Here is a 20,038-nt window from a genome sequence, read left to right as displayed (position 1 = left end):
TCCCCATTTCCGTTTTCACATTCAAAGCATCGCCGGTGGCACGGCAACAGAACAGGCAACTGCAAAGGAGCACCCAATGAGCATCGAAATGATCGAAGTTGAAGAATTCAACCTGGGCACGCAGATCAAGGTCATCGGCGTGGGCGGCGGCGGCGGCAACGCGGTCGAGCACATGATCGCCCGCCAGGTCCAGGGCGTGGAGTTCATCTGCGCCAACACCGACGCGCAGGCGCTGGCGCGCAGCGCCTCGCACAAGACCATCCAGCTGGGCGTCACGGGCCTGGGCGCGGGCAGCAAGCCCGAGAAGGGCCGCGAGGCCGCCGAAGGCGCCGTGGACAGCATCCGCGAGGCCATCGAAGGTGCGCACATGCTGTTCATCACCGCCGGCATGGGCGGCGGCACCGGCACCGGTGCGGCGCCCGTGATCGCGCGCGTGGCCAAGGAAATGGGCATCCTCACGGTGGGTGTGGTCACCAAGCCCTTCGACTGGGAAGGCGGCCGCCGCATGGTCAACGCCGACCAGGGCCTGGCCGAACTCGAGGCCAACGTGGACTCGCTGATCGTGGTGCTGAACGAGAAGCTGCTGGACGTGCTGGGCGACGACATCACCCAGGACGAGGCATTCGCGCACGCCAACGACGTGCTCAAGAACGCCGTGGGCGGCATCGCCGAAATCATCAACGAGTACGGCAACGTCAACGTGGACTTCGAGGACGTGCGCACGGTGATGGGCGAGCCCGGCAAGGCCATGATGGGCACCGCCACGGCGTCCGGCCCGGACCGCGCGCGCATCGCCGCCGAGCAGGCCGTGGCCTGCCCGCTGCTGGAGGGCATCGACCTGTCGGGTGCCAAGGGCGTGCTGGTGCTGGTGACGGCGGCCAAGGGCTCGCTGAAGCTGGCCGAGTCCAAGCTGGCCATGAACACCATCCGCGCCTACGCCTCGGCGGAAGCGCACGTGATCTACGGCGCCGCCTACGACGACAGCCTCGGCGACGAGATGCGCGTCACCGTGGTCGCCACGGGCCTGTCGCGCCAGGGCCAGCAGCGCCGCCAGCCGCCGCTGCAGGTGCTGCGCACCGGCACGGACGACGTGCCGTTCAACGTGCCCACGGTGAACCAGGCCGTTGGCGGCCCGGGCGCGGGCACGGCCCAGCCGGATTACCAGCACATGGCCGTGCCCAGCGTGTGGCGCACCAACCGCACCCAGGCGGCGGCCAAGGTGGACGCGCTGGCCTCGGGCGGCATGGACGACTTCGAGATCCCGGCCTTCCTGCGCAAGCAGGCCGACTGAGCGCCAGGGGGCGGGCCAGGCCCGCCCCTATCGCGGTCATCGCCTTTTCCCACCATGGCCTGGGGTAGAGAAACCTACAATTCGAGGATGCTTGCGCAACGCACCCTCAAATCCCTGACCAAGGCCGTTGGCGTCGGCCTGCACAGCGGTCAGCGCGTTGAGCTGACCCTGCGCCCCGCCGCGCCCGACACCGGCATCGTGTTCCGACGCATCGACCTGCCCGAGCCGGTCGACATTCCCGTCAACGCGCTGTCCGTCAGCGACACCCGTCTGGCGTCCACCATCGCCAACGGCGGCGCCAAGGTACACACCATCGAGCATCTGATGAGTGCCTGTGCCGGCCTGGGCCTGGACAACCTGCTCATCGACATCACCGCCGAAGAGGTGCCCATCCTCGACGGCTCTTCTGCTTCCTTCGTCTACCTGCTGCAAAGCGCGGGCATCGCCACGCAGAACGCGCCCAAGCGCTTCATCCGCGTCCTTGAACCCGTGGAGGTGCGCGAGGGCGAAGGCCGCGGCCTGAAGTGGGCGCGGCTCGAGCCGTACCACGGCTACAAGCTCAGCTTCGAAATCGAGTTCGACCACCCGGCCGTCAACGCCTCGGGGCAGCGCGTGGAATTCGACCTCGGCAGCGGCAACTACGCGCGCGAAATCGCGCGCGCGCGCACCTTCGGCTTCACGAAAGACGTGGAGATGATGCGTTCTCACGGCCTGGCGCTGGGCGGCGGCCTGGACAACGCCATCGTCATGGACGACGTCAAGGTGCTCAACGCCGACGGCCTGCGCTACGGCGACGAGTTCGCCAAGCACAAGATCCTCGACGCCATGGGCGACCTGTACATCGTCGGCAAGCCGCTGCTGGCCGCCTACAGCGCCTTTCGCAGCGGCCACGCCATGAACAACCAGTTGCTGCGCGCGCTGCTCGACCGGCCGCAGGCCTACGAACTGGTGAGCTTCGAGAACGAGCGCGAGGCCCCGCGCGGTTTTGCCCAGGTCGCCCCGGCCTGGTGAGGCGGCGCCGCGCATGCTGCTGTTCCGCTGGGCTGTCTTGCTGCTGCTGATCGCGGCCGGCGTGTGCTTCGCCTTCTACGCGGGCACCGGCCAGCCGCGCTACCGCCAGTGGGGCCTGGTGATCCTCAAATGGACGGTGATCGCGGCCCTGGGCTTCTTCGCGGTGCTGGTGCTCGAGCGGCTGCTGTAGTGATCCCCCGCCGCCCAGGGGATACCCGGGCGCCGGGGCCCGGCTCGGGGGGGCTGGGTGGTAGCATGCCCGATGCTCATGAAGACCGACCCTGACCAGCCCCCGGCCACGCCGCCTTCCGGCGACGAAGGCGTGCCCGTGTCCGTCAAGATCCGCGAACGCCTTAAGGCCGCGCGCCAACGCTTCCACTCCAACGACAACATCGCCGAGTTCATCCAGCCCGGCGAACTCGAGAAGCTGCTCGACGAGGTCACGGAGAAGATGCAGGGCGTGCTCGAGGCCATGGTGATCGACACCGAGAGCGATCACAACACCGGCAACACCGCGCGCCGCGTGGCCAAGATGTACCTCAAGGAGGTCTTCGCGGGCCGCTACGTCAAAGGCCCGGCGGTCACCGAATTCCCCAACGCCGAGCACCTCAACGAGCTCATGATCGTGGGCCCGATCACCGTGCGCAGCGCCTGCAGCCACCACTTCTGCCCGGTCATCGGCAAGCTGTGGATAGGCGTCATGCCCAACGAGCACACCAACGTCATCGGCCTGTCCAAGTACGCACGCCTGGCCGAGTGGATCATGGGCCGCCCGCAGATCCAGGAAGAGGCCGTGATCCAGCTCGCCGACCTGATCCAGGAGAAGACGCAGCCCGACGGCCTGGCCATCGTGATGGAGGCCAGCCACTACTGCATGGCCTGGCGCGGCGTCAAGGACATGGACAGCAAGATGATCAACTCGGTGATGCGCGGCGTCTTTCTCAAGGACGCCAACCTGCGCCGCGAATTCCTCGCCCTCGTTCCCCGCTGAAACCCTTCCCCAGGAAAGAAGCCAACATGCTGGTCCGTCTGCTCTACGTCAGCCGCGCCGTCGACAAGGACGCCAAGGCCATCGAAGGCATCCTCGAGTCCTCGCGCCAGCACAACCTGTCCTACGGCATCACGGGGGTGCTGTGCTATGGCGGCGGCATCTTCCTGCAGGCCATCGAAGGTGGCCGGGGCCCGGTCAACCACCTCTACAACCACATCGTGGCCGACCCGCGCCACAAGGACGTGGTACTGCTGCACTACCAGGAGATCAGCGAGCGCCGCTTCGGCGGCTGGACCATGGGGCAGGTCAACCTCGCCAAGCTCAACACCTCCATCGTGCTCAAGTACTCCGAGCGCCCCGAGCTCGACCCCTATGCGGTCTCGGGCGAGGTCTCGCTGGCGCTGCTCGAAGAGCTGATGGCCACGGCCAGCATCATCGGCCGCGCCTGATCGGCCCGGGCCCGCCCGGCACCGTTCCATGGCGCTCGATGCGTTCCTGCTCATCCTGCTCGCGGGCCTGATCCACGCGGGCTGGAACATCGCCGCCAAGCACGCGGGCGGGGACACGCGCTTCGCCTGGTTCTCCTCCGCGCTGATCGCCGTGATCTGGGCGCCTGTGGGCTGGTGGTTCGCGCGCAGCGAACTGCCGCGCTGGGGCGCCACCGAATGGGCCATGGTGGTGGCCAGCGGCGTCATCCACGTTGTCTACTTCACCACCTTGTTGCGCGGTTACCGGCGCGCCGACCTCACGGTGGTCTACCCGCTGGCGCGCGGCAGCGGCCCGCTGATCACCGCACTGGTGGCGGTGCTGTTCCTCGGCGAGCGCCTGAGCGCGCTCGGCGCCGCCGGCATCGCGGCGGTGGTGGGTGGCGTGTTCCTCATCGCGGGCGGCCCGGGCCTGTGGCGCGCGGCGCATGACCCGGCCAAACGCGAGCGCCTGCACCGCGGCCTCTACTACGGCGCGCTCACGGGCCTGTCCATCGCGGCCTATTCTGTGGTGGACGGCTACGCGGTGAAGGTGCTGCTGATGTCGCCCATCCTGGTCGACTACATGGGCAACCTCGTGCGGCTGGTGCTGTTCTCGCCGCGTGTGCTGAGCGACCGCGCCGAGGCACTGCGCCTGTGGCGCCTGCAGTGGCGCCACGCGCTGCTGGTGGCGATGCTCAGTCCGGTGGCCTACGTGCTGGTGCTGTTCGCCATGCAGCGCGCGCCGCTGTCGCACGTGGCGCCGGCGCGCGAGGTGTCCATGCTGTTCGCCGCGCTCATCGGTGGCCACCTGCTGCGCGAGGGCGACCGGGGCCTGCGCATCCTGGGCGCGCTGTGCATCGGACTGGGCGTGGCGGCGCTGGCCCTGGCCTGAGTTGGTGTGGGTTCGGCCATGGACTTCACGCTGCTGGGCTGTGATTTCACGAGCGCGCCGACGCGGCGCAAGCCCATCGTGCTGGCCGTGGGCCGCGCCGAGCGGGGCCGCGTGCTGCTCGACGCCATCGAGCGTTTCGAATCGCTGGACGCCTGGGGCGAGCGCCTGCGCGCGCCCGGCCCCTGGGTGGGCGGCTTCGATCTGCCGTTCGGCTTGCCACGCGAGCTGGTGCAGGCCCTGGGCTGGCCCCAGGACTGGCGCGCCTGCATGGCGCACTACGCGGCGCTGCCGCGCGCGGCCATCCGCGAGGCCTTCGCGGCCTTTTGCGACGCACGCCCGGTGGGCGGCAAGTTCGCGCACCGCGCCACCGATGGGCCGGCCGGCTCGAGCCCGAGCATGAAGTGGGTGAACCCGCCGGTGGCCTTCATGATGCACGCGGGCGTGCCGCGCCTGATCGCCGCCGGTGCACACCTGCCCGGCCTGCTCGACGGCGACCCGCAGCGCGTGGCGCTGGAGGCCTATCCCGGCTTGCTCGCGCGCAGCGTGCTGGGTGTGGCGTCCTACAAGAGCGACGACAAGGCCCGGCAGACCGGCGAGCGCCTGATCGCGCGCAAGACCCTGGTGAACGCGCTGGAAAATGGCCATGCGCCCTTGCTGCAGGCGGCTGGCCTGCGGCTGCGGCTCACCCACGCGCAGCGCGACGACCTGGCCGACGACGCCAGCGGCGACCGGCTGGACGCGGTGCTGTGCCTGCTGCAGGCGGCCTGGGCGCTGCAGCGCCGGCGCGCGGGCGATGCGCGCTGGGGCCTGCCGGGCTTCGACCCGCTCGAGGGCTGGATCGTGGGCTCCTAGAATGCCTTCCATGCCCGACGCCCCACCCCTCATCGACCTTCCCCCGCTGCCGCGCGAGCTGCGCTTCGCCTTCGTCGAGGCGTCCTGGCACGCCGACATCGTGCAGCGCTCGCGCGACGCCTTCTTCGCCGAGATGGCGCGCGCCGGCTTCGGGCCCGGGGCGATCGACGTCTTCGACGTGGCGGGCGCCTTCGAAATCCCGCTGCACGTGCAGCGCCTGGCGCAGTCGGGGCGCTACGCGGCCGTGGTGGGCAGCGCGCTGGTGGTGGACGGCGGCGTCTACCGCCACGACTTCGTCGCCGACGCCGTGGTGCGGGCGCTGATGGACGTGCAGCTGAAGACCGGCGTGCCGGTGATCTGCGCGGTGCAGGCGCCGCACCACTTCCACGAACACGTGGAGCACCGCAAGTTCCTGCAGCAGCACTTCGGCGCCAAGGGCACCGAGGCGGCTCAGGCGCTGCTGAGCACGGTGGCCGGCCTGCGGGGGCTCGACGCGCGCGCCTGAGGGGGCTTCCTTGGCGGCGCCGGCATGGCCCCGTCGACGCTGGAGCCCTTGTTGCTCACACCGGGCGCCGGTCCTGGCGCCCAGGCTGGTGCATCATCGGGCCTTCCTGACCATCCAACGGAACCTCCACATGAACCTTGCCAAAGTCGTCGGCGTCGTGCTCATCGCGGCGGGGGCCATCGGCCTCGTCATGGGCAGCTTCACCTACACCAAGGACACCGAGGCCGTGAAGCTCGGCCCGGTGGAGCTCTCGGTCAAGCAGAAGGAAACCATCAACGTGCCCGTGTGGGCCGGCATCGGTGCCATCGCCGTGGGAGTGGTGCTGCTGGTCATGGGCGGCCGCAAGGGTTGATGCGGCGCTTCGCGGCCGCGCTGGCCGGCGCGCTGCTGGCCGGCCTCGCCGTGGCCTCGGCGGCGGGCGAAACGGTCTATTCGGCGCGCGTCATGCGCGTGTTCGACGGCGACACCCTGTGGGTGCAGCCGGCCTCGGGCGGGCGCTGGCGCAAGCTGCGCCTGGACGGCCTCGACGCCCCCGAGATCTGCCAGCGCGTGGGCGTGGCCGCGCGCGACGCCCTGGCCGCTCGCGTGCTCAACCGGTCCGTCACGGTGCATGTGCGCGCGCGCGACGGCTACGGCCGGGGCCTGGCGCACCTGGCCTTCGCGGGCGAAGACACGAACGCCTGGCTGGTGCGCGCCGGCTGGGCCTGGGCCGCGCGCTGGCGTGGCCAGGGGCGCTACGTGACGGAGGAGGCGCGGGCGCGCGAGGCACGCCGCGGCGTGTGGGGGGGCGGGGAGGCACCCGAGGCGCCGCGCGATTTTCGCCGCCGGCACGGGCCCTGCGAGCCGCCCGGGCCGGCGCCGGCCTCAGCCGAGCGCCGAGGCGCCGCCGTGCGCTGAGCCGCAGACAGGGCAGTGCGGGTCGCGCTTGAGCGCGATGTCGTGGAATGCCAGCTCGCGGCCGTCGAGCATGAGCAGGTGGCTGGTGCGGCGCGAGCCCAGGCCCGCGAGGAGCTTCAGCGCTTCGGCCGCCTGCATGCTGCCCACGATGCCCACCAGCGGCGCGAACACGCCCATGGTGGCGCAGCGCACCTCTTCCACGTCGGCGTCGGGAGGAAAAACGCAGGCGTAGCAGGGTGCGTCGGCCACGCGCGGATCGAACACGCCCAACTGGCCGTCGAAGCGGATCGCCGCGCCCGACACCAGCGGTTTGCCGTGGCGCACGCAGGCCCGGTTGACCAACTGGCGCGTGGCGAAGTTGTCGCAGCCGTCGATCACCACGTCGGCCGTGGGCACCCAGGCGTCGAGAAGGGCGTCGTCGGCGCGCTGGTTCAGGGCGGTGACCTGCACGTCTGGGTTGAGGGCGGCGATCGCCTCGCGCACGGACTCGGCCTTGGGCCGACCCACGCGCGCCAGGTTGTGCGCGATCTGGCGCTGCAGGTTGGTCTCGTCGACGGTGTCGTCGTCGATCACCGTGAGCCGCCCGACGCCGGCGCTGCCCAGGTACAGCGCCACCGGCGAGCCCAGCCCGCCCGCGCCGATGAGCAAGGCGTGCGAGGCCAGCAGGCGCTGCTGGCCCTCGACGCCGAGTTCGTCGAGCAGGATGTGGCGCGAGTAGCGCAGCAGTTGGGCGTCGTTCACGCGGTTTGGCGCGACGGGGCCGCGCGGGAAGAGGGCGGCGGGCCGGCGCGCGGCCCGCCGGGGCTCAGTTCTCTTTCTTCTCGTCGGGGCGCACGGTCTGCGATTTGCTGACCACCACCGGCTGGCCCTTGAGGCGGTTCAGCGCCTGCTGAAGCTGGAAGTCCTTGTCGCTGCCGAACTCGGGCACCAGGCGCTGGCCGGGGTTCTTGCGGGCTTCCTCTTCGAGCTTCTTGCGGGCTTCCTCGCGCGCTTCCTCGCGCTTCTTCTCGGCCTCGCGCTGCGCGTCCGTCATGGGGCCGTGCGGCGTGCTGCCCAGGCTGTTGTTCAGGTCGGCCTCGCGGGTGCGCAGGGCGGCGAACAGGTTGCCATCGGCCGTCTCGTCCACCATGACGTCGGGCACGATGCCCTTGCCCTGGATGGACACGCCCGAGGGCGTGTAGTAGCGCGCGGTGGTGAGCTTGAGTCCGGTGTCGGGGCCCAGCGGGCGAACCGTCTGCACCGAGCCCTTGCCGAAGGTCTGGCTGCCCATGACGGTGGCGCGCTTGTGGTCCTGCAGGGCCCCGGCGACGATCTCGCTGGCCGAGGCCGACCCTTCGTTGACCAGCACCACCAGCGGCAGGCGCTTGTAGATGCCCTTGGTGTTCTCGGTCAGGCGGCGGATCGAGTCGTTGCCGCCGCGGCGCAGGTAGTGCTGCGGGATGGCCTTGTAAATGAACTTGCTTTCTTCCAACTGGCCGTTGGTGGACACCACGGTCACGTTCTCGGGCAGGAACACGGCCGACAGGCCGACGGCGGCGTCCAGCAGGCCGCCGGGGTCGTTGCGCAGGTCGAGCACCAGGCCTTTCATGTTCGGGTCGGCGCGGTAGAGGTCTTCGAGCTTGCGCGTGAAGTCGTCGATGGTGCGTTCCTGGAACTGCGAGACGCGCACCCAGGCGTAGCCCGGCTCGACCGTGCGCGACTTCACGCTCACGGTCTTGATTTCCTCGCGCGTGATGGTGACGGTGAAGCTGCGGTCCTCGTCCTTGCGCAGGATGCTCAGCAGCACCTTGGTGCGCGGCTCACCGCGCATGAGCTTGACGGCCTCGTTGATGGTGAGGCCCTTGACGGCGGTGTCGTCGATGCGCGTGATCAGGTCGCCGCTCTTGAGGCCGGCCCGGAACGCGGGCGAGTCCTCGATCGGGGTGACGACCTTGACCAGGCCGTCTTCCATGGTGATCTCGATGCCCACGCCCACGAAGCGGCCGCTGGTGCCCTCGCGGAATTCCTTGAAGGACTTCTTGTCGAAGTACTGCGAGTGCGGGTCGAGGCTGCTCACCATGCCGGAGATGGCGTCCGAGATCAGCTTCTTCTCGTCCACCGGTTCCACATAGTCCGTCTTGACCATGCCGAACACGGCGGCGAGTTGCTGGAGTTCTTCCAGCGGCAGGGGGGTGAGCGTGTTGCGCGCCACCGCCTGCAATTGCACCGTGGTGAGCGCACCGGCCACCGCGCCAATGGCCACCCAGCCAACGGTCCTGAGCTTGGAACCGACCCGCTTCGTCATGGAATCACCTTTGCAATCTGCCCAACAAGGGCCCTTGGCCCTGCGGGCCAATATACACCTTGGAGAATGTGGCCTCGTCGGGGTTCCCCACCGGCCGGCGGCGGTTTCGCCCGTCCAGGCGGGCGCAGGGGCTCAGGCCTTGCCCTGAGCCGCCACGGCGGCGGCGGCCTTGGCGGCCGCTTCGGCGTCGCCCAGGTAGTAGCGGCGGACCGGCTTAAGCTGCTCGTCGAGCTCGTAGACCAGCGGGATGCCATTGGGGATGTTCAGGCCGACGATCTCGGCGTCGGAGATGCCGTCGAGGTATTTCACCAGGGCGCGGATGCTGTTGCCGTGCGCCGCCACCACGACGCGCTTGCCCGACTGGATGGCCGGCGCGAGCGCCTCGTTCCAGAACGGGATGACGCGCGCCACGGTGTCCTTCAGGCATTCCGTCAGCGGCACGTCCTCGGGCTTGAGGCGGGCGTAGCGGCGGTCGCTGCGCTCGCTGCGCGGGTCGCTGGGTTCCAGGGCGGGCGGCGGCGTGTCGTAGCTGCGGCGCCAGACCAGCACCTGCTCGTCCCCGTACTGGGCGGCCATGTCGGCCTTGTTCAGGCCCTGCAGGGCGCCGTAGTGGCGTTCGTTCAGGCGCCAGTTCTTGACCACCGGCAGCCAGGTGCGGTCCATGGCGTCGAGCACGTGCCAGAGCGTGTGGATGGCCCGCTTGAGCACGCTGGTGTAGGCGATGTCGAAGTCGTAGCCCTCCGCCTTGAGCAGTTGCCCCGCCGACAGGGCCTGCGACACCCCGGTGGGCGTGAGGTCCACGTCGGTCCAGCCGGTGAAGCGGTTTTCGAGGTTCCAGGTGGATTCGCCGTGGCGGATCAGGACGAGCTTGTGCATGGCGGAGTGTGGGGCGCCGGGCGCCGGAAGGATCGGAAACCGCGCATTTTAGAATCGCGGCCTTTCCCACCAAGGTAACACCGTGAGCTTCTTCATCGAGAACTGGGTCCTGATCGCCGTGGCCTTCGTGTCGGGCGCCCTGCTGGTGTGGCCGGCCGTCAAGGCCGGCGGACGCACCGGCACCCTCAACGCCGCCGACGCCGTGACGCTGATGAACCGCCAGAAGGCGGTCGTGATCGACGTCTCCGACGCCAAGGAATTCGCCGAGGGACACATCGTCGGCGCCCGGCACCTGCCGCTGGACGAGCTGGAGGCCAAGCTGCCCGGCGCCGTCAAGAACAAGGCCCTGCCGCTGATCTTCGTCTGTCCGACCGGCGCGCGCGCCAACCGGGCCGTGGCGGTGGCCAAGAAGCTGGGCTACGAGAATCCGCAATCCCTGACGGGTGGCATGGGTGCCTGGCGCACCGCCGGCCTGCCGAGCGAGAAAGCCTGATCATCTGGGTTTTGCCTCGCCGAGCACCCGCATGCCCAAGGTCACCATCTACTCCAGCGACTACTGCCCCTACTGCCACCGCGCCAAGGCGCTGCTTCAGGCCCGCGGCGTGACGGACTACGAAGAGATCGTGGTCGATGGCCAGCCCGAACTGCGCGCCCGCATGGCGGAACGGGCGGGGCGCACCAGCGTGCCGCAAATCTTCATCGGCGACACCCACGTGGGGGGCTGCGACGACCTGCACGCGCTGGACGCGCGCGGCGGCCTGGCCCCGCTGCTGCAGGCCGCCTGACGGGCGGCCGCCATTCGCGGCTGACATAATCCGTCGCTGTGCCCGCTGAGGGACTTCCCCGGCGGGCTTTTTCATTCCCGACACCCGAGACGCACCATGGCCGACACCGACACGCCCGTTTTCCAGATCCAGCGCATCTACCTCAAGGAAGCCTCGCTGGAGCAGCCCAACTCGCCGGCCATTCTGCTCGAGCAGGAGCAGCCCACGGTGGACATCCAGCTCGGCGTGGATGCCCAGCCCGTGGCCGAGGGCGTGTTCGAGGTGCGCGTGACGGCCACCGTCACCACCAAGATCAAGGACAAGACGGTGTTTCTGGTGGAATGCAAGCAGGCCGGCATCTTCGAGATCCGCAACCTGCCCGAAGAGCAGATGGGCCCGATCATGGGCATCGCCTGCCCGCAGATCGTCTACCCCTACCTGCGCGGCAACGTGGCCGACGTGATCCAGCGCGCCGGCTTCCCGCCCGTGCACCTGGCCGAGATCAACTTCCAGGCCATGTACGAGCAGCAGCAGGCGGGTCAGGACACGGCCGAGGCGCCGCGCATCATCACCTGATCTCCCGCGCATGACGCACGCCGCACCGCCGCGCACCGTGGTGCTGGGCGCCGGCGCCTGGGGCACGGCGCTGGCCATCGCGGGCGCGCGGCTCGGCGCCACCCGCGTGAGCCTGTGGGCGCGCGACCCGGCGCAGGCCATCGCCATCGACCGCCAGCGCGAGAACCAGCGCTACCTGCCCGGTCTGGCCCTGCCCGAGGGCCTGTGCGTGGCCTCAGGCGAGGCCGCGCCCCTGCTGGCCGAGGCCGACCTGGTCATCGTGGCCACGCCCATGGCCGCGCTGCGCGGCTGGCTGCAGGAACTGCGCGGCCTGGCCGTGCCCGTGGCCTGGCTCTGCAAGGGCTTCGAGCGCGCGGCCTCGGCCGACCAGGCGGGCCTGCTGGGCCATGAGATTGCCGCCGCCGTGGCGCCAGACCTGCCCACCGGGGTGCTCAGCGGCCCCAGCTTCGCGCAGGAGGTGGCGCGCGGCCAGCCCACGGCGCTGGTGGCCGCCAGCGCGCGCGCCGACGTGCGCGAGGCCCTGGTCAACGCCTTCCATGGGCCGACGCTGCGGATCTACGCCAACGACGACGTGGCCGGCGTGGAAGTCGGCGGCGCGGTGAAGAACGTGCTGGCCATCGCCACCGGCCTGTGCGACGGCCTGAACCTGGGCCTGAACGCGCGCGCCGCGCTCATCACGCGCGGCCTGGCCGAGATGACCCGCCTGGGCCTGGCCCTGGGCGCGCGCGCCGAGACCTTCATGGGGCTGTCCGGCCTGGGCGACCTGGTGCTCACGGCCACGGGTGACCTGTCGCGCAACCGGCAGGTGGGGCGGCTCCTGGCCAAGGGCCAAACGCTGGAGCAGGCGGTGGCCTCGCTGGGCCACGTGGCGGAGGGCGTGTACAGCGCGCGCACCGTGTCGCAGCGCGCCCAGCGGCTGGGCGTGGACATGCCCATCACCGACGCGGTGGTGGCCCTGCTCGAAGGCCGGCTGCGGCCCGATGAGGCGGTGGCCGCGCTCATGGGGCGTGACCCCAAGGCCGAAGGCCTCTGAGGCCGGGTCGGCGCCTCAGATCTCCAGGTTGTCGATCAGGCGCGTATTGCCGAGCCGCGCGGCGCCCAGCACCACCAGCGCATCGCCCGCCTTCGGGGCCTGCAGGTCCTCGCGGCGGCGCACCGTCAGGTAGTCGGGCTGCCAGCCGCGCGCGGCCAGGGCCTGCATGGCGCGCTGCTCCAGGGCGGGCAGCTGGCGCTCCAGGCCGTCGGCCGCCGCCAGCGCGTCGCGCGCCAGGGCGCGCAGCGCCAGCGAGAGCTGGACCGCCTCGGCGCGCTCGCTCTCGCTCAGGTAGCTGTTGCGCGAGCTCAGCGCCAGGCCGTCGGCGGCGCGCTCGGTGGCGGCGCTCACGATGTCGATGGGCAGCGCGAGCTGCTTCACCATGCGGCGCACGACCAATTGCTGCTGGTAGTCCTTGAGGCCGAACAGCGCGCTGCGCCGGCCCTTGGCCTCGCTGAACACGCATTGGAAGAGCTTCATCACCACCGTGCACACGCCGGTGAAGAAGCCGGGGCGGAAATGGCCTTCGAGGATGTCGGCGAGCTCGGCGGGCGGCTGCACCTTGAAGCCCTGGGGCTCGGGGTACATCTCGCGTTCGCTGGGCGCGAACACGATGTCGCAGCCCGCGCCGCGCAGCTTCTCGCAGTCGGCCTCCAGGGTGCGTGGGTAGGTGTCGAAGTCCTCGTGCGGCGCGAACTGCAGGCGGTTGACGAAGATGCTCGCCACGGCCACGTCGCCCAGCGGCTTGGCGGCCTTCATCAGCGCGAGGTGGCCGGCGTGCAGGTTGCCCATGGTGGCCACCAGGGCGGGGGAATCGAAGGGCCGCAGCGCGTCGCGCAGTTCGGCGATGGTGTGAACGACTTTCATCTCACCAGGCGTGCAGGCTGTCATCGGGGAACTGGCCGCTCTTGACGGCACTGACGAAATTGGCCATGGCCTCGCGCACCGAGCTGGCGCCGTCCATGAAGTTGCGCACGAACTTGGGGTTCTTGCCCAGGTTGATGCCCAGCATGTCGTGCATCACCAGCACCTGGCCGGCCGTGCCTTTGCCGGCGCCGATGCCGATGGTGTGGCAGCGCGGCAGCTGCTGGGTGATCTCGGCCGCCAGCGCGGCCGGCACCATCTCCAGCACCAGCATGGTGGCGCCGGCGTCCTGCAGTTCGAGCGCGTGGCGCTTGAGCGTGAGCGCAGCCTGGTCGTCGCGCCCCTGCACGCGGTAGCCGCCGAGTGCGTGCACGGTCTGTGGCGTGAGGCCCAGGTGGGCGCAGACGGGGATGCCACGCTCGACCAGGAAGCGCACGGTGTCGGCGGTCCAGTCGCCGCCTTCGAGCTTGATCATGTGCGCGCCCGCGTGCACCAGCTGCGCGGCGCTGCGCATGGCCTGTTCCTTCGACTCGTGGTAGCTGCCGAAGGGCAGGTCGCCCAGCAGCCAGGCCGTGCCCTGCACGCGGCGCAGACCGCGCGCCACGCTTTCCACGTGGTAGGCCATGGTCTCCAGCGTCACGCCGGCGGTGCTGGCCAGGCCCTGGCAGACCATGCCGAGCGAATCGCCGACCAGGATGCATTCGACGCCGGCCGCGTCCGCGACGGCCGCGAAGGTGGCGTCGTAGGCGGTCAGCATGGTGATCTTTTCGCCGCGCTCGCGCAGCTCGGCCAGTCGTGGAAGGCTCACGGGCTTGCGGGCGGGCAGGGGAGAGGCCGCCGGCAGCGTGCCGTAGGGCGTGGCGGGGGTGGGGTTGCTCATGTCGTGGTCCGGCGCGGGCCAGGCGGTGAACGAGAATGCGGGACTATAGTGCATTGCACCATTCGGATGCGTGCCCGCCGGACGGTCTTTCCGGCGGCCCTTTCACCGGCCTTTTCCCCACGATGAAACACCTCAGCGACTACACCTCCGCCGACATCGCCGCGCTGGCCGCGCAGGACGTCGCGCGCGCCCTGGCCGAAGACGTGGCCACGGGTGACCTCACCGCCGCGCTGGTCGACGCCTCACGCCCGGCCCGCGCCCGCGTGATCGCGCGCGAGAGCGCCGTGTTGTGCGGCACGCCCTGGGTCGCCGCCGCCGTGCATGCGCTCGACCCCCAGGCCACGCTCACCTGGCACGTGGCCGAGGGCGCGCGCTGCGAGCCCGACCAGACCGTGCTCAGCATCGAAGGCCGCGCGCAGCCGCTGCTGACGGCCGAGCGCACGGCGCTGAACTTCCTGCAACTGCTGTCGGCCGTGGCCACGCAGACGGCCTCCTATGTGGCGGCCGTGGCCGGCACCCGCGCGGCCATCGTCGACACGCGCAAGACCCTGCCGGGCCTGCGGCTGGCGCAGAAGATCGCCGTGACCACCGGCGGTGGCGTGAACCACCGCATCGGCCTGTTCGACGCCGTGCTGATCAAGGAGAACCACATCGCCGCCGCGGGCGGCGTGGCCGCGGTGCTGCAGCGCGTGCGCGACACCGCGCCGGCCGCGCGCTTCGTCGAGATCGAGGTCGAGACGCTGGCGCAGCTCGACGAGGCCCTGGCCTGCGGCGCCACCATGGTGCTGCTGGACAACATGGACCTGCCCACGCTGCGCGAGGCCGTGCGCCGCAACGCCGGCCGCGCCATCCTGGAGATCTCGGGCGGCGTGAACCTGTCCACCGTGCGGGCGCTTGCAGAAACAGGTGTCGACCGCATCTCCATCGGGGCCCTGACGAAGGACGTCAAGGCGATCGACTTTTCCATGCGCTTCGAGGCGCTGTGAGGAGGACTGGCATGAGCAACGAAGCCATCATCGACGTCGAATACGAACAACCCGCCTGCCCCACGCAGCACGCCTGGGCGCGCGTGCCGGTGGAGCCCGGGCCGAAGCAGCGCGCCGAGCTCATGGAGCGCATCAAGCGCCTGCTGAAGGAGCGCAACGCGGTCATGGTCTCGCACTACTACGTGCACCCCGACCTGCAGGATCTGGCCATCGCCACCGGCGGCATCGTGAGCGATTCGCTGGAGATGGCGCGTTTCGGGCGCGACCACCCGGCCACCACGCTGGTGGTCTCGGGCGTGCGCTTCATGGGCGAGACAGCCAAGATCCTGAGCCCGGAGAAGACCGTGCTCATGCCCGACCTGGACGCCAACTGCTCGCTGGACCTCGGCTGCCCGATCGATGAGTTCAGCGCCTTCTGCGACGCGCACCCCGACCGCACCGTGGTGGTCTACGCCAACACCAGCGCGGCGGTGAAGGCGCGCGCCGACTGGCTGGTCACCAGCAGCTGCGCGCTGGACATCGTGCGCGCGCTGAAAGACAAGGGCCACAAGATCCTCTGGGCGCCCGACAAGCACCTGGGCGGCTACATCCAGCGCGAGACCGGCGCCGACATGCTGATGTGGAACGGCTCGTGCATCGTGCACGACGAGTTCAAGGCCTTCGAGCTGGCGGCGCTCAAGCAGGAGCACCCGCAGGCCAAGGTGCTGGTGCACCCCGAGAGCCCGGCCGACGTGATCGCGCTGGCCGACGCGGTGGGTTCCACCTCGGCCATCCTCAAGGCCGCCAAGGAACTGGACGCGCCCGAGTTCATCGTCGCCACCGACAAGGGCATGATGCACATGCTGCGCCAGCAGAACCCGGGCAAGGTCTTCATCGAGGCGCCCACGGCCGGCAACAGCGCCACCTGCAAGAGCTGCGCGCACTGCCCCTGGATGGCCATGAACGGGCTGGCGGGCGTGGCCCAGGTGCTGGAAAAGGGTCTCAACCAGATCCACGTGGACCCCGGGCTGATCCCGCGCGCGCGCCTGCCCATCGACCGCATGCTGGCCTTCACCGCCGCGCACAAGGCGGGCCAGGACGCGGGCGCGCTGGTGCCGAACATCGGCGCGGCGTGAGCGCCGGGGGCGTGCACGCCCGGCTCGCCTTCGCGGCGAGCGGTCTGGCGTCGCACGCCGCGCTGCGGCTGGACTTCGGCGCGCCGCGCGCCGTGCTGCGGGCCGCGGCGCTGTCCGAGGTCGTGCCGGTGATCGAGGCCGCGCAGGCCGCCGCGCGGCAGGGCGCCTGGGTGGTGGGCTGGCTGGCCTACGAGGCCGCGGGCGCGTTCGACCCCGCCCTGCCCACGCACGCGCCCGAGGGGTCATTGGCCTGGTTCGGCGTGCACGATGCCCCGCTGTCGATGGACACCGACCCGCCGCGCGACCCACCCGCCGTGCGCGCGCGCTGGACCGATGCGCCCGGCGCCCGCGCGGATGTCGACGCCGCGCTGGCGGACCTGCTGCAGGCCATCGAGGCCGGCGAGGTCTACCAGGTGAACCACACCGGGCGCTGGCGCGGCGAGCTGAACGAAGGCCACGCGCTCGATCTGTTCGAGCGCCTGCGGCGCGAGCAGCCCGCCGATTACGCGGCCTTTGTCGACGGCGGCGGGCAGCAGGTGCTGAGCCTGTCGCCCGAGCTGTTCTTCGACTGGGACGGCGACCAGGTGCTGACGCGGCCCATGAAAGGCACCGCGCCGCGCGGCCTGGACCCGCGCGAGGACGCCGCGCAGGCCGCGCGCCTGGTGGCCTGCCCCAAGGAGCGCGCCGAGAACGTGATGGTGGTCGACCTGCTGCGCAACGACCTCTCCCGGGTCGCGCGACCCGGTTCGGTGGCGGTGCCCTCGCTGTTCGACGCCCGCCCGCTGCCCACGGTGTGGCAGATGACCTCCGACGTGCGCGCGCGCACGCGGCCGGGGGTGGCGCTGGTGGAGCTGCTGCGCGCCCTGTTCCCTTGCGGTTCGGTCACCGGCGCGCCCAAGCGCCAGGCCATGCGCCGCATCGTGCAGCACGAGACCAGCGCACGCGGCGTGTATTGCGGCGCCGTGGGCGTGCTGCGGCCGGGCGGCGGCGCCACCTTCAACGTGGCCATCCGCACGGTGGTGGTTCGCGAGCGTGCCCTGACCCTGGGCGTGGGCAGCGGCGTCACGGCGGGTTCGCGCGCGCGGGCCGAATGGCGCGAATGGCAGCACAAGGGCGCCTTCGCGGTGCGCGCGGCCGAACCGTTCGAGCTGCTGGAAACCCTGCTGCTGGAGGACGGCCGCTGGCGGCATGAGCCGCGCCACCGAGCGCGCATGGCGGGCTCGGCACGCCACTTGGGCTTCGCCTGGACCGACGAGGCCTGGTCGCGGGCCTTGCGCGCGCTGGCCGAGGCGCATCCCTCGGGCCCCTGGCGCGTGCGCGTGCTCTGCCCACGCGACGGACGCGTGCGGGCCACGGCCCATGCCATGGCCGTCACGCCGACGCCGGTGCGCCTGCGCTTGGCCGAGCACCCCTTCGCGGCCGCGCATTCGCCCTTCGTGCGCCACAAGACCACGCGCCGCGCGCACTACGAAGCGGCCGAACGCGTGGCGCCCGGGGTGTTCGACACGCTGCTGTGGAACGACGACGGCGAGCTGACCGAGTGCACGCGCGGCAACATCGCCCTGCGCTTCGACGACGGCTGGGTCACGCCGGCGCTGGACTGCGGCCTGCTGCCGGGCATCGCCCGGCAGCAGGCCTTGGACGAAGGGCGTTTGCGCGAAGCGGTGGTGCCGCTGTCGGCCCTGGAGCGGGTGCGGGAGTGGGCCTTCCTCAACAGCCTGCGCGGCTGGCTGCCGGCGGTGCTGGACGGGCGCTGAACCAGCGCGCCGGCCGCCGGCCGGCCATGCATACCCCCCGCCCGTTGTGACCGCGCGCCGCGGTTGTAATTCGCGCCTTTTCCAAGGCCGACCGCTTGCGCCCCGTGACCCTTCAACGCCCGATGCAGGCCTGTGGCCTGCTGCTCTTCCTGCTTGTCGCGCCCGCCGGGGCGCAGACCGCGGCCGAGGCCGGCGCGCGCGCGCCCATCGAACACCGCCGGGCCGAAGAGCGCCAACTGCAGCAGCGCGAGGCGTTGCAACGCGGCGCCGAGGTGTGGGGCACGCCCGATGGTCCGCTGCCTGCACTGCGCTGGCCCGAACAGGAAGCGCCGTGCGTTGCCGTGCGGCACATCGCGCTGACCGGTGCCGAGAGCGATCGCTTCCAGTTTGTCCTGCAGGACCTGGTGGCCGGCGCCGATCCGGCCATTGGCCGCTGCCTGGGCGCCGAGGGTGTGTCGATCGCGGCGGCCCGCGCGCAGCGGCGGCTGACGGCCCGGGGCTTCACCACCTCGCGCATCCTGCTCGAGCCGCAAGACCTGTCGCAGGGCAGCTTGCGGCTGAGCCTGCTGCCCGGTCGCATCAGCGCCATCCGCTTCGCCGACGGCACCTCGCCGCGCGCCACGCAGCTCAATGCGGTGCCAGCCCGCGTGGGCGACATCCTCAATCTGCGCGACATCGAACAGGCGCTGGAGAACCTGCGCCGCGTGCCCACCGTGGAGGCGGACATCCAGATCGTGCCCGGCAAAGGCCCTGCCGAGAGCGAACTGATCCTCCGCTGGAGGCAGGCCCTGCCCTTGCGCCTGAGCCTCTCGCTCGACGACAGCGGCACCCGGGCCACCGGCCGCTACCAGGCCAGCGCCACGCTCAGCGCGGACCATTGGTGGACGCTCAACGACCTGTTCTACCTCACGCAGGGCCGAGACCTGGGGGGCGGCGAGCCCGGCGCGCGCGGCACGCGCAACGCCAGCCTGCACTACTCGCTGCCCCTGGGCTACTGGGGCCTGGGCTTCAATGCCAGCCGCTACAGCTACTTTCAAAGCGTGGCCGGTCTGTACCAGGACTACCGCTACAGCGGCTCTGGCGCGCAGCAGGACATCACGCTCTCGCGCCTGGTGCACCGCGACGGGGCGAGCAAGACCACGCTGCAGCTGAAGGCCTTCGCACGCCAGTCGCGCAACTTCATCGACGACACCGAGATCGAGGTGCAGCGCCGCGCCACGGGCGGCTGGGAGTTTGGCGCCGAGCACCAACACCAGTTCGGGCGCGCGCGCCTCGAGCTGCGTGCCAGCTTCAAGCGCGGCACCGGCGCATTCGGCGCGCTGCCCGCGCCAGAGCAGGCCTATGGCGAAGGGACCTCGCGCTTGCAGGTGCTGAACGTGGACGCGGCCTGGTCCCAGCCTGTCGACCTGTGGGGTGCGCGCCTGCACTTCAGCAGCCAATGGCGCGGGCAACGCGAACGCACACCGCTCACCCCGCAGGACCGCTTCGCCATTGGCGGGCGCTACAGCGTGCGCGGTTTTGATGGCGAGAGCAGCCTGACCGGCGAGCGCGGCTGGGTCTGGCGCAACGAGCTGGGCCTGCTGCTGGGCGACAGCGGCCAGCAGCTCTACGCCGGCGTGGACCAGGGGCGCGTGGGAGGGCCCAGCGCGGTCTGGCTCGTCGGTCGGCGCCTGGCGGGCGCCGTGCTGGGCCTGCGGGGTGGGTGGGGGGTGTTGTCCTACGACGCCTTCATCGGCGCGCCCCTGCACCAGCCGCAGGGGTTCCGCACGGCCAAGACCGTGGCCGGTTTTCAGTTGAGCGTGGGCTTTTGAGTGTCAGGGAGAGATCAACATGAACCGATACAACCAGCGGCGGCTCGTCCATCGGGCACTGGCCACCGCCGTGGCCATGGGCTTGTTGCCGTGGCCGGCGTGGTCACAGATCGTGGCCGACCCGAACGCGCCGGGCCGCCAGCGGCCCACGGTGCTGTCGGCGGGCAACGGCGTGGCGCTGGTCAA

At 70.8% G+C, this 20,038-nt stretch carries 23 protein-coding genes; 18 read left to right on the top strand and 5 right to left on the bottom strand.

Translation table 11 applies throughout. The annotated features are described in order from the left end of the window. Positions 1–76 precede the first annotated feature (76 nt). The 10 genes from ftsZ (at position 77) to DY262_RS19140 (ending at position 6,906) form a co-directional block, all read left to right on the top strand. Entirely contained in the window at positions 77–1,291 is a 1,215-nt protein-coding gene (gene ftsZ, locus DY262_RS19180; RefSeq protein WP_116960685.1) for a cell division protein FtsZ, read from the top strand. A gap of 87 nt (positions 1,292–1,378) precedes the next feature. Continuing rightward, positions 1,379–2,302 carry a UDP-3-O-acyl-N-acetylglucosamine deacetylase gene (lpxC, locus tag DY262_RS19175; RefSeq protein ID WP_116960684.1) on the top strand — a complete coding sequence of 308 codons (924 nt, stop codon included), beginning with the start codon at positions 1,379–1,381 and terminating at the stop codon, positions 2,300–2,302. A gap of 13 nt (positions 2,303–2,315) precedes the next feature. Further along, positions 2,316–2,492: a hypothetical protein gene (locus DY262_RS21865; RefSeq protein ID WP_181936572.1), complete on the top strand. Its 177-nt coding sequence runs from the start codon at positions 2,316–2,318 to the stop codon at positions 2,490–2,492. A gap of 72 nt (positions 2,493–2,564) precedes the next feature. After that, positions 2,565–3,293 (top strand): GTP cyclohydrolase I, encoded by a 729-nt coding sequence (gene folE, locus DY262_RS19170; protein ID WP_181936571.1) that lies wholly within the window; start codon positions 2,565–2,567, stop codon positions 3,291–3,293. Positions 3,294–3,319: 26 nt separating this feature from the next. Further along, entirely contained in the window at positions 3,320–3,742 is a 423-nt protein-coding gene (locus DY262_RS19165) for a BLUF domain-containing protein (RefSeq protein ID WP_116960683.1), read from the top strand. Between the two features lie 28 nt (positions 3,743–3,770). Next, positions 3,771–4,652: an EamA family transporter gene (locus tag DY262_RS19160; protein ID WP_116960682.1), complete on the top strand. Its 882-nt coding sequence runs from the start codon at positions 3,771–3,773 to the stop codon at positions 4,650–4,652. A gap of 18 nt (positions 4,653–4,670) precedes the next feature. Next, positions 4,671–5,504: a DUF429 domain-containing protein gene (locus DY262_RS19155; protein WP_116960681.1), complete on the top strand. Its 834-nt coding sequence runs from the start codon at positions 4,671–4,673 to the stop codon at positions 5,502–5,504. 1 nt (position 5,505) lies between these two features. Continuing rightward, positions 5,506–6,009 (top strand): 6,7-dimethyl-8-ribityllumazine synthase, encoded by a 504-nt coding sequence (locus DY262_RS19150; protein WP_116960680.1) that lies wholly within the window; start codon positions 5,506–5,508, stop codon positions 6,007–6,009. Between the two features lie 130 nt (positions 6,010–6,139). After that, positions 6,140–6,361, top strand: coding sequence for a hypothetical protein (locus DY262_RS19145; RefSeq protein WP_116960679.1), 222 nt, complete (start codon positions 6,140–6,142; stop codon positions 6,359–6,361). Further along, positions 6,361–6,906 (top strand): thermonuclease family protein, encoded by a 546-nt coding sequence (locus DY262_RS19140; RefSeq protein ID WP_116960678.1) that lies wholly within the window; start codon positions 6,361–6,363, stop codon positions 6,904–6,906. Before DY262_RS19145 ends, DY262_RS19140 begins: the two co-directional genes overlap by 1 nt. Here the strand turns inward: DY262_RS19140 and DY262_RS19135 are convergent. The 3 genes from DY262_RS19135 to gpmA all read right to left on the bottom strand — a co-directional run bounded on the left by DY262_RS19135 (position 6,874) and on the right by gpmA (position 10,066). Next, entirely contained in the window at positions 6,874–7,647 is a 774-nt protein-coding gene (locus tag DY262_RS19135) for a HesA/MoeB/ThiF family protein (RefSeq protein ID WP_116960677.1), read from the bottom strand. The genes DY262_RS19140 and DY262_RS19135 overlap by 33 nt on opposite strands. A gap of 64 nt (positions 7,648–7,711) precedes the next feature. Next, positions 7,712–9,190 carry a S41 family peptidase gene (locus DY262_RS19130; protein ID WP_116960676.1) on the bottom strand — a complete coding sequence of 493 codons (1,479 nt, stop codon included), beginning with the start codon at positions 9,188–9,190 and terminating at the stop codon, positions 7,712–7,714. A gap of 132 nt (positions 9,191–9,322) precedes the next feature. Beyond that, positions 9,323–10,066, bottom strand: coding sequence for a 2,3-diphosphoglycerate-dependent phosphoglycerate mutase (gene gpmA / locus DY262_RS19125; protein ID WP_116960675.1), 744 nt, complete (start codon positions 10,064–10,066; stop codon positions 9,323–9,325). Between the two features lie 82 nt (positions 10,067–10,148). Here gpmA and DY262_RS19120 point away from each other — a divergent pair, with 82 nt between their 5' ends. From DY262_RS19120 to DY262_RS19105, 4 genes are all read left to right on the top strand, one after another. Beyond that, the gene (locus DY262_RS19120) at positions 10,149–10,559 is read left to right on the top strand and encodes a rhodanese-like domain-containing protein (protein WP_116960674.1); all 411 of its coding nucleotides are present in this window, start codon (positions 10,149–10,151) and stop codon (positions 10,557–10,559) included. 31 nt (positions 10,560–10,590) lie between these two features. After that, positions 10,591–10,851: a glutaredoxin 3 gene (gene grxC, locus DY262_RS19115; RefSeq protein WP_070397259.1), complete on the top strand. Its 261-nt coding sequence runs from the start codon at positions 10,591–10,593 to the stop codon at positions 10,849–10,851. Positions 10,852–10,947: 96 nt separating this feature from the next. Continuing rightward, on the top strand, positions 10,948–11,406 hold the full coding sequence (gene secB / locus DY262_RS19110; RefSeq protein WP_116960673.1) for a protein-export chaperone SecB: 459 nt from the start codon (positions 10,948–10,950) through the stop codon (positions 11,404–11,406). A 10-nt stretch (positions 11,407–11,416) separates the two neighbouring features. Then, a complete protein-coding gene (locus DY262_RS19105; RefSeq protein WP_116960672.1) occupies positions 11,417–12,439 on the top strand; it encodes an NAD(P)H-dependent glycerol-3-phosphate dehydrogenase in 1,023 nt (340 codons plus the stop codon). A gap of 15 nt (positions 12,440–12,454) precedes the next feature. On the opposite strand, the gene panC is transcribed toward DY262_RS19105, so the two are convergent. Beyond that, entirely contained in the window at positions 12,455–13,306 is an 852-nt protein-coding gene (gene panC, locus DY262_RS19100) for a pantoate--beta-alanine ligase (RefSeq protein ID WP_116960671.1), read from the bottom strand. Position 13,307: 1 nt separating this feature from the next. Next, positions 13,308–14,183, bottom strand: coding sequence for a 3-methyl-2-oxobutanoate hydroxymethyltransferase (panB, locus tag DY262_RS19095; protein ID WP_116960809.1), 876 nt, complete (start codon positions 14,181–14,183; stop codon positions 13,308–13,310). 122 nt (positions 14,184–14,305) lie between these two features. On the opposite strand from panB, the gene nadC reads away from it, so the two are divergent. The 4 genes from nadC to DY262_RS19075 all read left to right on the top strand — a co-directional run bounded on the left by nadC (position 14,306) and on the right by DY262_RS19075 (position 19,852). Continuing rightward, positions 14,306–15,169: a carboxylating nicotinate-nucleotide diphosphorylase gene (gene nadC, locus DY262_RS19090; protein WP_116960670.1), complete on the top strand. Its 864-nt coding sequence runs from the start codon at positions 14,306–14,308 to the stop codon at positions 15,167–15,169. Positions 15,170–15,180: 11 nt separating this feature from the next. Beyond that, positions 15,181–16,284, top strand: coding sequence for a quinolinate synthase NadA (nadA, locus tag DY262_RS19085; protein ID WP_116960669.1), 1,104 nt, complete (start codon positions 15,181–15,183; stop codon positions 16,282–16,284). Then, positions 16,281–18,041 carry an aminodeoxychorismate synthase component I gene (gene pabB, locus DY262_RS19080; RefSeq protein ID WP_342769001.1) on the top strand — a complete coding sequence of 587 codons (1,761 nt, stop codon included), beginning with the start codon at positions 16,281–16,283 and terminating at the stop codon, positions 18,039–18,041. The genes nadA and pabB overlap by 4 nt, the downstream gene beginning before the upstream one ends. Before the next feature lie 104 nt (positions 18,042–18,145). Beyond that, positions 18,146–19,852 (top strand): ShlB/FhaC/HecB family hemolysin secretion/activation protein, encoded by a 1,707-nt coding sequence (locus tag DY262_RS19075; protein WP_245981106.1) that lies wholly within the window; start codon positions 18,146–18,148, stop codon positions 19,850–19,852. Positions 19,853–20,038: the final 186 nt, after the last annotated feature.

The sequence above is a fragment of the Hydrogenophaga borbori genome, assembly GCF_003417535.1.
GTDB lineage: Bacteria > Pseudomonadota > Gammaproteobacteria > Burkholderiales > Burkholderiaceae_C > Hydrogenophaga > Hydrogenophaga borbori.
The sequence above is the reverse complement of the archived record's forward strand: the minus strand, read 5'-3'. Positions and strand labels throughout refer to the sequence as shown.

What these genes read in the sequence shown, in the direction of transcription:
- ftsZ (WP_116960685.1), top strand. Translation starts at nt 77, where the DNA reads ATGAGCATCGAAATGATCGAAGTTGAAGAATTCAACCTGGGCACGCAG.
- lpxC (WP_116960684.1), top strand. Translation starts at nt 1,379, where the DNA reads ATGCTTGCGCAACGCACCCTCAAATCCCTGACCAAGGCCGTTGGCGTC.
- DY262_RS21865 (WP_181936572.1), top strand. Translation starts at nt 2,316, where the DNA reads ATGCTGCTGTTCCGCTGGGCTGTCTTGCTGCTGCTGATCGCGGCCGGC.
- folE (WP_181936571.1), top strand. Translation starts at nt 2,565, where the DNA reads ATGCTCATGAAGACCGACCCTGACCAGCCCCCGGCCACGCCGCCTTCC.
- DY262_RS19165 (WP_116960683.1), top strand. Translation starts at nt 3,320, where the DNA reads ATGCTGGTCCGTCTGCTCTACGTCAGCCGCGCCGTCGACAAGGACGCC.
- DY262_RS19160 (WP_116960682.1), top strand. Translation starts at nt 3,771, where the DNA reads ATGGCGCTCGATGCGTTCCTGCTCATCCTGCTCGCGGGCCTGATCCAC.
- DY262_RS19155 (WP_116960681.1), top strand. Translation starts at nt 4,671, where the DNA reads ATGGACTTCACGCTGCTGGGCTGTGATTTCACGAGCGCGCCGACGCGG.
- DY262_RS19150 (WP_116960680.1), top strand. Translation starts at nt 5,506, where the DNA reads ATGCCTTCCATGCCCGACGCCCCACCCCTCATCGACCTTCCCCCGCTG.
- DY262_RS19145 (WP_116960679.1), top strand. Translation starts at nt 6,140, where the DNA reads ATGAACCTTGCCAAAGTCGTCGGCGTCGTGCTCATCGCGGCGGGGGCC.
- DY262_RS19140 (WP_116960678.1), top strand. Translation starts at nt 6,361, where the DNA reads ATGCGGCGCTTCGCGGCCGCGCTGGCCGGCGCGCTGCTGGCCGGCCTC.
- DY262_RS19130 (WP_116960676.1), bottom strand. Translation starts at nt 9,190, where the DNA reads ATGACGAAGCGGGTCGGTTCCAAGCTCAGGACCGTTGGCTGGGTGGCC.
- gpmA (WP_116960675.1), bottom strand. Translation starts at nt 10,066, where the DNA reads ATGCACAAGCTCGTCCTGATCCGCCACGGCGAATCCACCTGGAACCTC.
- grxC (WP_070397259.1), top strand. Translation starts at nt 10,591, where the DNA reads ATGCCCAAGGTCACCATCTACTCCAGCGACTACTGCCCCTACTGCCAC.
- secB (WP_116960673.1), top strand. Translation starts at nt 10,948, where the DNA reads ATGGCCGACACCGACACGCCCGTTTTCCAGATCCAGCGCATCTACCTC.
- DY262_RS19105 (WP_116960672.1), top strand. Translation starts at nt 11,417, where the DNA reads ATGACGCACGCCGCACCGCCGCGCACCGTGGTGCTGGGCGCCGGCGCC.
- panC (WP_116960671.1), bottom strand. Translation starts at nt 13,306, where the DNA reads ATGAAAGTCGTTCACACCATCGCCGAACTGCGCGACGCGCTGCGGCCC.
- panB (WP_116960809.1), bottom strand. Translation starts at nt 14,183, where the DNA reads ATGAGCAACCCCACCCCCGCCACGCCCTACGGCACGCTGCCGGCGGCC.
- nadC (WP_116960670.1), top strand. Translation starts at nt 14,306, where the DNA reads ATGAAACACCTCAGCGACTACACCTCCGCCGACATCGCCGCGCTGGCC.
- nadA (WP_116960669.1), top strand. Translation starts at nt 15,181, where the DNA reads ATGAGCAACGAAGCCATCATCGACGTCGAATACGAACAACCCGCCTGC.